Raw genomic sequence first — 7,127 nt, 5'->3', positions numbered from 1 at the left:
AACTGAACCGCCGGATGCGGAACCGCATGTCCGGTGGTGTGAGAGGTCGGCGGCAAAAGCCGTCTCCTACTCGATCTGTAGATGTTTCTGCGCAAAGTGCGGAAACCGTAAAAGTAGGCTATTATTTTTCGAATAATTTTCAGGAAGGTATGGATGACAGGGCTCCAAAAAGCGGATACAGTTACGAATATCTTCAGAAACTTGCATCTTATACAGGCTGGAAATATGAGTATGTTTATGGCGAATGGGATGAACTGTTCGAGAAGCTGAAGGACGGCGAGATCGATCTGATGGCAGGTGTGGCTTATTCTGAGGACAGAGTGGATCAGATCGGCTATCCGGACAGTGAAATGCTGAATGAGACTTTTTATATTTATAAGGATACGGATGATAGCTCCATGCAGTGCGGCGACATTGCCTCATACAGTGGCAAGAAGATTGGTACGCTCAAAGGCGATCAGCGTATGACTGCAGCACTGGAACAATGGAAAGCCAGACACCGTGCCGATATTGAGATTGAATATTATTCGGATCTTACGGAATGTGCCAGGGTATTTAATGAACAGCAGATCGATGGGTTTGTAAGTGCCGATAATGTGGTTTCTTCTTACTCTGGTATCACTCCTGTCGAAAAGATCGGCAAGCAGCTTTTTTATCTGTGCACTGCAAAGGAAAGGGAGGATCTGCTCAGTGAACTGAATATGGCAATGTCCATTATGAATGAGCAGGATGCGGTGGAAGTTGATGAGCTGCGAAACAAATATTATACAGAAACAACGGTCAGTGTTTTTCTTTCGCAGCAGGAACAGCAGTGGATGAAGGAACATGCTCAGATAACGGTGGGCTACCTGGCAGACTATCTGCCATACTGCGATAAGGCAGAGGACGGATCTGCGACCGGCCTTGTGTCGGACATCGTACCGGATCTGTTTGATGCACTTTCCGGTGATTATGATCCGGAGATCATTTACAGATGCTTTGATGACCAGCAGGAAATGCTGGACTGCCTGAAAAACGGAGAAGTGGATTTTGTAATGCCTGTCAGTGATGGAAAGTGGTATGCAGAGCAGGAAGAATTTGTGCAGAGTTCTGCTGTCGTTGCGTTTCCGATAGCACTCGTTTACCGCGAGCCGTATGATAATGAGGTTACTTCCAGAATTGCGGTAAATCAGAATAATCTCCGTCAGTACTGGTATACACTGGCGAATTATCCGGATGCTGAGATCGTGATGTATGATGGGATCGAGGCGTGTATTGATGCAGTTAATTCGGGAGAGGCAGACAGCACACTTTTGAGTGCGAACAGAAGGAACTTCTGGAGAAAGCTCTGTGCGCAGCAAAGCAGGCATCCGTAGCCAAAAAAGTATTTCTGCAGAATATGTCCCATGATATCCGGACACCGATGAATGCAGTGCTGGGCTTTACAAATCTGGCGATCCAGGCGGGCGGTGATACAGAAAAGACACAGGATTATCTCTCAAAGATAAAGATATCGGGAAATCATCTTTTGGGGATCGTAAATGAAGTACTGGAGATCAGCAGGATTGAGAGCGGGCAGACAAAGCTGGATGAAAGTGTCTGGAGCATCGCGGATATCGTAAGGGAAACAGATATCATCATCCGGGATCAGGCTCTGGCGAAGAAGCAGGAATTTTCCATTGATATCTGGCAGGTCCAGGATATGTATATTTACTGTGATAAGCTGCGTGTAAAGGAAATCCTGGTCAATCTTCTTGGAAATGCGGTGAAGTACACCCAAACTGGTGGCAGCATTTCCCTGCGGATCATACAGAAACCCTGTGAAAAGGAAAATTTTGGAAATTATGAGATCCATGTCAAAGACAATGGCTGCGGCATGAGTGAGGAATTTCGCCAGAAGATTTTTGAGCCATTTGAGCGTCAGGCAAACTCCACGATCAGCGGCATTCAGGGAACCGGGCTTGGAATGACGATCATCAAAGGATTTGTAGATGCCATGGGTGGAACGATCGATATCAAATCAGAGGAAAACAAGGGAACTGAGATCATCGTCCGGCTGTGTCAGAGGATCGCGGAAGCACCAGAGAAATCAGAAGAACAGAAGACAATTTCCTGTTCGCCGGAATTTTTTGCCGGCAAAAGAGTCCTTCTTGTGGAGGACAACAGCATGAACCGTGAAATCGCCACTGCCATTCTGGAAGAGGCTGGCTTCAAAGTAGATACTGCTGAAAACGGTGCCATTGCCGTAGAAAAAGTCACCTATTACCCGGAAGGCTTTTATGATGTCATCCTCATGGACATCCAGATGCCAGTTATGGACGGCTACACCGCCACCAGAAAGATTCGCTCTTTGGAAAACAAAGCCATCGCAAAGATCCCGATCATCGCCGTTTCCGCCAACGCCTTCGACGAAGACCGCCAGACCTCCCTGGAAGCAGGCATGAACGGACACCTGGCAAAACCGATCGTGGTGGATGAGCTCTTGGAGGTACTTGGGGGGATACTAGAGTAAAAAAGGATCGCGAGGCATCGGGACAGATAAACAATTTAGTCCCCAATGCCTGATATGCCAATTTATAAAAAATGCTGAATTGTTGACAGTATAAAAGATGGAACAGAATCTGATTATACAAATTTTGTGTAAGTGGATGCCTGGCGGGGTGTTACGATAAGCATCTCGCCATTTTTATTACAGAATTAAATCCTAAATTTTTCTCATTACGATACCTTGAACTCATTAATTATTTATGTTAAACTTAATAAGTTTCAAAAAATGTAACTAACCACTGTCTGACCATGTTTTTGACACAGTCATAAAACATTCTACTGTGTCAAAACATGGTCAGCTTTAAGATAAAGGCGGCGTAAAGCCGTGTGAAATAAGGAGTTTTATGAGTAGTAAAGGTATGAGCCCTATGATGCATTAGTGAAATTTCGGTATTGTTGAAAAACCGCATAAATACAGGCTTTATAAGAATTTTGAACTTATGAGCATTTAACGATAAGTGGTACTCAGTGGTAAGAAATATGCCTGAGTAGAAACAAGACTGTGGTCAAAATTATCGTCGGAAAACAACCTAAACATTTTTTTTTAAATTTGCATGGCATTGGAAAACGAATTTGCAATTATCTATTTTTTAAGTAATATGAAGTTAAATTTAATACAACCATTAAAAAAATCTTTTATGCTTCAGACGGAAATAATGTCTGCTTCATAAAAGATTTTTTGTAATAATATTGTAATATTTATCTTCCGCGAGAGGAGAGCGCAGGATGATTATACATGCAAGTATGAGAACCGATATACCTGCATTTTATTCCGAATGGTTTACAAATAGAATCCGTGAAGGGTATGTTCGAGTGAGAAATCCCTATGATCCTTTACAGGTTACAGAATATAGCCTTGATCCTGAAGTCGTTGATTTGATTGTATTCTGTTCAAAAAATCCAGTCCCTATGTTGAAGTATATGGATTTGCTGAAATCTTACAGGACATACTGGTATATCACAATCACTCCATATGAAGCAGACATCGAACCAGGATTATTTAAAACAATTGTAAGTAAAAGAAAAATCATTGAAGCATTTCTGCAGATATCAGAAATTGTAGGAGAAGAGCATATTGGCTGGAGATACGATCCGATTTTTATCGATGACAAATATACTGTCAAGTATCATTTGGAACAGTTTGAGGGCATATCTGCGGCTTTACAAGGGTATACAAAAAATTGCGTGATAAGTTTTCTTGATTTATACCAGAAAGTAAAAAGGAATTTTCCAGAAGTGAAAATGGTATCCAAAGAGCAGAGAAAATATCTTGGGGAACGTATGACACGTATTGCCACAGAGCACAAAATGATTTTGCGGCCTTGTGGGGAGGGAACGGAACTTGCTGCATTTGGAGCAGACTGTAATGGCTGTATGACACAGCAGATTTATGAAAATGCCATTCATATGTCACTTGACATGCCGAAAAAACAATTCCTTAGAAAAGAGTGTGCATGTTATTTGGGAAATGATATTGGTGCTTATAATAGTTGTCCGCATATGTGCAAGTATTGTTATGCAAATTATGATGAAAAAAGTGTGCGCCTTAATCGTATAAATCATAATCCGAAATCAGCATTTTTGATAGGTGATGATATGCCAAATGACAAGGTGCAGAAAAGCTGGATAAATGGACAGATTAGTTTGAATGGGTTCTTTATATGAAAATAAATTAGAGCTGGCTTATTGAAAGAGAATGTGATAAGATTAAGAAAGAACATACATTCGAAAAATGGGGCGGTGTAGTAAATTGAGAAAAAGTGAAAAACTAAAGAAAATTCAATTATTGCTGAATCAAAAAAATCTGTATGAGGACCAGTATGAGAGATTATTAGCTGCAACAGGAGACTGGAAAAGCAATTATACGGACTATCTGATCACAGAACCGATTGATTTGGTGGAAGAATTGAAACGTGTTCCGGAAGCTGATTATGAGCTCTGTACGGCATTGCTTACAATGCTTGTAAAGGAAGAAATTCCTGAAAATGCCTCTGATAAAACGTTTGTGGATCATAAAGGTCTTCTGATTTTAGAAAGAATGAATGAAATACTAAGTGTAGGAGCGAGAGAAGATGAAAGCGGGAGATACGGCCTATCTTGTGGAATCAAATAGATTTGTTCATGAGGTAGAAATTCTCAGATGTAATGGAGAATTGTATATTGTGTGTTTTAAAGATAACGGCGTCGGATTGTACTTTAAAGCATATCACTTACTTCTTACGTCTTGGAAAACTGTCAAAAGTATTAGTCAGGCTCCAGAGCATAAAGTTTAGAAAAATTCATATGATTGTTGGCATTGAGACTATTGGGAAAAGAATCAAATTGTTTAAAACTGCTGCTATCTATAGGTGAAAATCATAGATAACAGCAGTTTTTTGTGTGATTTCAAAAAAATCTTAAAAAAGTTGCAAAAAAATTTTATTTTTTACAGAAAATGGTACTTTTTTTTATTCTTTCTATACAGAGGGGAAAATAATTGATGAGGAGGATGCTTATTATCTGGAAAATAGTTTTAGTGATTTTGGTAGTATTGGCATGTGTTATTACGGGGTTATATTGCTGTCTGGTCAAGGCGAGTGAGGCAGATGCTGAACTGGAGAGGTTCTATAATGAAAAATATGGAAAGAAAGGTGGAAAGAAATGCCAAAAGGAAGATCAGGCATTATAACAGAGGAATTTAAGGGAAAAGAAAATACGGCATATCATGACGTGGAGAAATTGTTTAAAATTTATCGTTCGGTAAATTGGAAAATGCAGATTAAGATTAATCAGGTCAAAAGACATTTTCAGTTAGAGTATGGAACCGATGTAGATAAATTTTTGGACAGTTTATATCAGGCGGGCATGGATGTAGATACGGATCTTGCAAGTGAAAAGGAACGGGTGGAGTCGATTAATCATTCCAATAAATTTCTAAAACTGATGGATGAGTCCGTTGATCTGATGAGAAAATATCATCCGCAGGGCGAGAGATATTATTGGGTGCTCTATTACAGTTATATGTCGGCTTACAAAGCAGAAAATGTAGAGGAAATCCTTGATAAACTGGAACCACATTGTCCTCAGCTTACACGGGTTCACAGAACTACTTATTTCCGGTGGAGAGATCAGGCATTCGAGGCAGTTGGAAGTATACTTTGGGGCTGTGAAGGTGAATGTGAAAAAATGATGAAGCAGTTTAGCGAAGAGTTTCAGGAAATATGAGGTACAAAAAATTTTTCTGCGATTCTGTTGACACAGAAATTCCGAAAAAATTATATTGAAGCTGAAAAGACGTACAAAAAGACGCATAAAAATTCGGAATTTTGAAAGGAGAACAGATATGGTTATATCAGTTGACACCGGTAATAAGATGATTAAAACAGAACATTATGAATTTAATTCAGGAATAGATGTATTGGATACGATTCCTGGAGAAAACGATGAAGTGATTGAATTTGGTGGAAAATATTACAGGACAACAAACCGAAGGATATCTTACATGGAAGACAAGACAGAAGATGATCGCTATTACATTCTTACATTGATTGCCATTGCAAAAGAATTGGATACGATGAAAAAAGAGGCGGTTTTAGCACCTAATGAGCTGATCGAGATAGAACTTCTGGTAGGATTACCACCGGCACATTACGGAAAGTACCGAAAAAAGTTTCAGCAGTATTTCCAAAGAGATGGCAAAGTGGTTGGCTTTAAGTATGGCGGTACCTCTTATCAGATTTTGATTCATGAGGTGAAAGTGTATGTGCAGGCCTATGCTGCATATTGTGTGCTGGCAGCAAGACGTCATTTGACCGAACTTCCGAAAGTTCTTGTTATTGATATTGGTGGGTTTACGGTGGATTATATGATCCTCCGATACGGAAGATTGGAGAAGGAACACGTTGATTCTCTGGAAAGTGGCGTGATATGTCTGTATGGCAGAATTCGGGCTGCTATACGCCAAAAATACAGCATTGCACTTGATGAAGAAGATATTGATAACATCATTCTTGGAAAAAACACAGGATATATGCAGGAACTTAAAGAACGAGTCCGGGAGGTAACGATTGGATATGTAACGGAATTGCTCGGAACGTTCCGTGAGCTTGGCATTGACTTTCGAACAACACAGACTGTATTCATGGGTGGAGGAGCCATTCTGGTGTCTGAAATTATCAAGGTAGTCTGGGAACGCTTCAAAGGGGAGTATTTTATTATTAATGATCCTAAGGCAAATGCTAAAGGATACAAATTGCAGTTTCAGATAGAAGCTAAAGAACGGGAGGATTAAAAATGGGAAAGAAAGACGAATATCGTTTTAATCTTCGGTTTGATGAAACAGATGAAATGCACAGGCTGGTTGTAAAGTATTTAAATTCCTGTGGGCATAATAAAGCAAAATACATTGTACGGGCATTTTTGGCATATTGGAAAATGTCCGGCAAAAGTTTGCTTTCGTATGTGTTTCCGGAAATAGATGCTGAACAGCTGTTACCAGAAGCAAAGCCAGAAAATGATAAAAAAACAGCAGTTGTAGCAAAAGCAAGTGATGCTGGAAATGATAACGGGACATATATACAGAAAGATCATTCAGAGCAGCAGCTGTTGGAAAAGAGTTTGCA

General features: G+C 40.0%; 7 protein-coding genes and 1 pseudogene. All 8 read left to right on the top strand.

Annotation, left to right across the window (positions count from 1 at the left end; genetic code table 11):
• The coding region (locus WMO75_RS18370; protein WP_349078692.1) for a transporter substrate-binding domain-containing protein at positions 1–1,355 on the top strand (1,355 nt) is incomplete at its 5' end.
• Positions 1,316–2,491: an ATP-binding protein gene (locus WMO75_RS18365; RefSeq protein WP_319638505.1), complete on the top strand. Its 1,176-nt coding sequence runs from the start codon at positions 1,316–1,318 to the stop codon at positions 2,489–2,491. The genes WMO75_RS18370 and WMO75_RS18365, both read left to right, overlap by 40 nt.
• A 761-nt stretch (positions 2,492–3,252) precedes the next feature.
• Positions 3,253–4,191 (top strand): DUF1848 domain-containing protein, encoded by a 939-nt coding sequence (locus tag WMO75_RS18360; protein ID WP_349078690.1) that lies wholly within the window; start codon positions 3,253–3,255, stop codon positions 4,189–4,191.
• Between the two features lie 85 nt (positions 4,192–4,276).
• Complete coding sequence (locus WMO75_RS18355) at positions 4,277–4,639, top strand: hypothetical protein (protein WP_044925425.1); 363 nt, start codon at positions 4,277–4,279, stop codon at positions 4,637–4,639.
• A 366-nt stretch (positions 4,640–5,005) separates the two neighbouring features.
• Positions 5,006–5,194, top strand: a complete 189-nt coding sequence (locus WMO75_RS18350) for a hypothetical protein (protein WP_005424185.1) — start codon at positions 5,006–5,008, stop codon at positions 5,192–5,194.
• Positions 5,167–5,730 carry a hypothetical protein gene (locus WMO75_RS18345; RefSeq protein ID WP_005424184.1) on the top strand — a complete coding sequence of 188 codons (564 nt, stop codon included), beginning with the start codon at positions 5,167–5,169 and terminating at the stop codon, positions 5,728–5,730. The genes WMO75_RS18350 and WMO75_RS18345 overlap by 28 nt, the downstream gene beginning before the upstream one ends.
• 118 nt (positions 5,731–5,848) lie before the next feature.
• Complete coding sequence (locus WMO75_RS18340) at positions 5,849–6,796, top strand: ParM/StbA family protein (protein WP_005424183.1); 948 nt, start codon at positions 5,849–5,851, stop codon at positions 6,794–6,796.
• 2 nt (positions 6,797–6,798) lie between these two features.
• A pseudogene (locus tag WMO75_RS18335) lies at positions 6,799–7,127 on the top strand (hypothetical protein); the annotation flags it as partial.

Source organism: Blautia intestinihominis (assembly GCF_040096655.1).
Taxonomy (GTDB): domain Bacteria; phylum Bacillota; class Clostridia; order Lachnospirales; family Lachnospiraceae; genus Blautia_A; species Blautia_A intestinihominis.
This window is presented reverse-complemented; position numbering and strand designations above follow the sequence as displayed.

Bases quoted from the DNA above. Each gene is read 5' to 3' on its own strand.
- WMO75_RS18340 (WP_005424183.1), top strand. From the start codon at position 5,849: ATGGTTATATCAGTTGACACCGGTAATAAGATGATTAAAACAGAACAT.
- WMO75_RS18345 (WP_005424184.1), top strand. From the start codon at position 5,167: ATGCCAAAAGGAAGATCAGGCATTATAACAGAGGAATTTAAGGGAAAA.
- WMO75_RS18360 (WP_349078690.1), top strand. From the start codon at position 3,253: ATGATTATACATGCAAGTATGAGAACCGATATACCTGCATTTTATTCC.
- WMO75_RS18350 (WP_005424185.1), top strand. From the start codon at position 5,006: ATGAGGAGGATGCTTATTATCTGGAAAATAGTTTTAGTGATTTTGGTA.